This window comes from Mycobacterium sp. E3298 (assembly GCF_001666895.1).
Lineage (GTDB): Bacteria > Actinomycetota > Actinomycetes > Mycobacteriales > Mycobacteriaceae > Mycobacterium.
Window position 1 is genome coordinate 1 of the sequence record NZ_LZJB01000506.1, and the last position, 2,047, is coordinate 2,047.

The following is a 2,047-nucleotide window of genomic DNA, read 5'->3' on the forward strand; positions in this document are numbered from 1 at the left end:
GCGCGCGCCGCATCAGCGAGAAGGGCGCCGCCAGTTGGGAATTGGGGCTCGCAGCGGCGGCCGTGATGAATTGTGCGGCGTCCGGGCCGTCGACCTCCTGCACGTTGGGCGTGCCGAAGCTGAACAACTGCTGCGCGATCCCGGGGTTGCTGCCGCCGCCGATGATCGGGCCGCCGCCGCTCGACGTCATCGGGGGCAGCGCGGAACCGGGATCGGCGCCCGCCGGCGCGACACCGGCGACGGCGCCCAGCGCCAGCGCCGCCAGCGCCCGGCGGAGCGCGGTGAGTCTCATGCCCCTCATTCCAGCACGTGTGCGCGGCCCGTGTCAGCGGAAGGCGTCGCTGCCGGTGAACGCCTGGCCGAGCACCAGCTGGTGCATCTCGGGTGTGCCCTCGTAGGTGAGCACCGACTCCAGGTTGACCATGTGCCGGATCACCGGGTATTCCAGCGATATCCCGTTGCCGCCCAGGATGGTTCGCGCGGTGCGGCAGATCTTGATGGCCTCCCGGGTGTTGTTCAGCTTGCCGAAGCTGACCTGCTCGGGTCGCAGGCCGACGCCGTCCTTGAGGCGGCCCAGGTGCAGCGACAGCAGCTGACCCTTGTGCAGCTCGACCGCCATGTCGACGAGTTTCGCCTGGGTCAATTGAAATCCGGCGATCGGGCGCCCGAATTGGGTGCGCTGCGTGGCGTAGTCGAGCGCGGCCTGCCATGCCGACCGCGCCGCGCCCATCGAACCCCAGATGATGCCGTAGCGCGCCTCGGACAAGCACGACAGCGGCCCCCGCAGGCCCTTCGCCTCGGGCAGCATCGCCGAATCGGGCACCCGCACGTCGTCGAGCACCAGCTCGCTGGTGATAGAGGCGCGCAGCGACAGCTTGTGGTGGATGGTGTTCGCCGAGAAGCCGGGCGTCTTGGTGGGGACGATGAAACCGCGGACGCCGTCGTCGGTGGCCGCCCACACCACCGCGACATCGGCGACCGAGCCGTTGGTGATCCACAGTTTGCGGCCGTTCAGCACCCAATCCGAACCATCGCGGCGGGCGCGGGTTTTCATCGCGGCCGGGTCGGACCCCACGTCGGGTTCGGTCAGCCCGAAGCACCCCAGCAGTTCGCCGGTGGCCATGCCCGGCAACCACTCCTGCTTCTGCTGCTCGGACCCGAAATTCCAGATCGCGAACATCGCCAACGACCCCTGCACCGAGACCATCGACCGAATTCCGGAGTCTGCGGCCTCGAGCTCGGTACAGGCCAGGCCGTAGTGCACCGACGAGGCGCCGCCGCAGCCGTAGCCCTCCAGGTGCATGCCCAGCAGGCCGAGCTGGCCGAATCCCTTGGCGAGTTCCCGCACCGGCAGGTCGCCGATCTCGAACCACTCCGCGACGTAGGGCAGGACGTGTTCGGCGCAGAACTCTCTGACGGTGTCGCGCACCGCGAGCTCGTCGCTGGACAGGGAGGCGTCCAGGCCCAAGGGGTCATACCGGTCGAAGGCGGGAGGCTTTTTGGTGCTCATGGCCTTCAGCCTGCCACTAGGCCGCCCTCGGCAGGCCCGGCCGGTAGTCTCGCTGCATGCGACGGCCAGTGTGGCTCGTCGTGGACGTCGCCTGTGTGCTGGTCTTCTGCGCGGCTGGGCGTCGTAGCCACGACGAAGGACTCGACATCGCCGGGGTGGCCACCACCGCGTGGCCGTTCCTCACCGGAACCGCCGTCGGGTGGCTGGCGTCCCGCGCCTGGCGGCGCCCGACCGCGTTGATGCCCACGGGGGTGGTCGTGTGGCTGTGCACGGTGGTGGTCGGCATGGTGTTGCGCAAGCTGAGTTCCGCGGGCGTCGCGGCCAGTTTCGTGGTGGTGGCGGCGTCGGTCACCGCGCTGTTGTTGCTCGGCTGGCGGGCGGTCGTCGGGCTGACCGTGCGGCGCCGGTCCGGCGTCTGACCATGGCAACGGCGGCGGGCGTGGCGGTGACCGCGGCATTCGGCGCCGCCGCGCGCGCGGTCGCCACCAACAGGGGGCTGCTGAGCGATCCGTTCGCCGAACCGTTGGTGCGCGCCGC

General features: G+C 70.2%; 2 protein-coding genes and 2 pseudogenes. 2 read left to right on the forward strand and 2 right to left on the reverse strand.

Annotated elements, in window-relative coordinates; genetic code table 11:
- Together A9X05_RS23240 and A9X05_RS23245 are read right to left on the reverse strand one after the other, a co-directional pair.
- Positions 1–292, reverse strand: a pseudogene (locus A9X05_RS23240) (hypothetical protein); the annotation flags it as partial.
- Between the two features lie 33 nt (positions 293–325).
- On the reverse strand, positions 326–1,510 hold the full coding sequence (locus tag A9X05_RS23245; protein WP_067749935.1) for an acyl-CoA dehydrogenase family protein: 1,185 nt from the start codon (positions 1,508–1,510) through the stop codon (positions 326–328).
- Positions 1,511–1,566: 56 nt separating this feature from the next.
- Between A9X05_RS23245 and A9X05_RS23250 the strand changes: the two genes are divergently transcribed.
- Positions 1,567–1,929 carry a DUF3054 domain-containing protein gene (locus A9X05_RS23250; protein ID WP_067749939.1) on the forward strand — a complete coding sequence of 121 codons (363 nt, stop codon included), beginning with the start codon at positions 1,567–1,569 and terminating at the stop codon, positions 1,927–1,929.
- Between the two features lie 2 nt (positions 1,930–1,931).
- Positions 1,932–2,047, forward strand: a pseudogene (locus A9X05_RS32750) (SAM-dependent methyltransferase); the annotation flags it as partial.

Coding starts and splice junctions, on each gene's coding strand:
- A9X05_RS23250 (WP_067749939.1), top strand. CDS start 1,567: ATGCGACGGCCAGTGTGGCTCGTCGTGGACGTCGCCTGTGTGCTGGTC.
- A9X05_RS23245 (WP_067749935.1), bottom strand. CDS start 1,510: ATGAGCACCAAAAAGCCTCCCGCCTTCGACCGGTATGACCCCTTGGGC.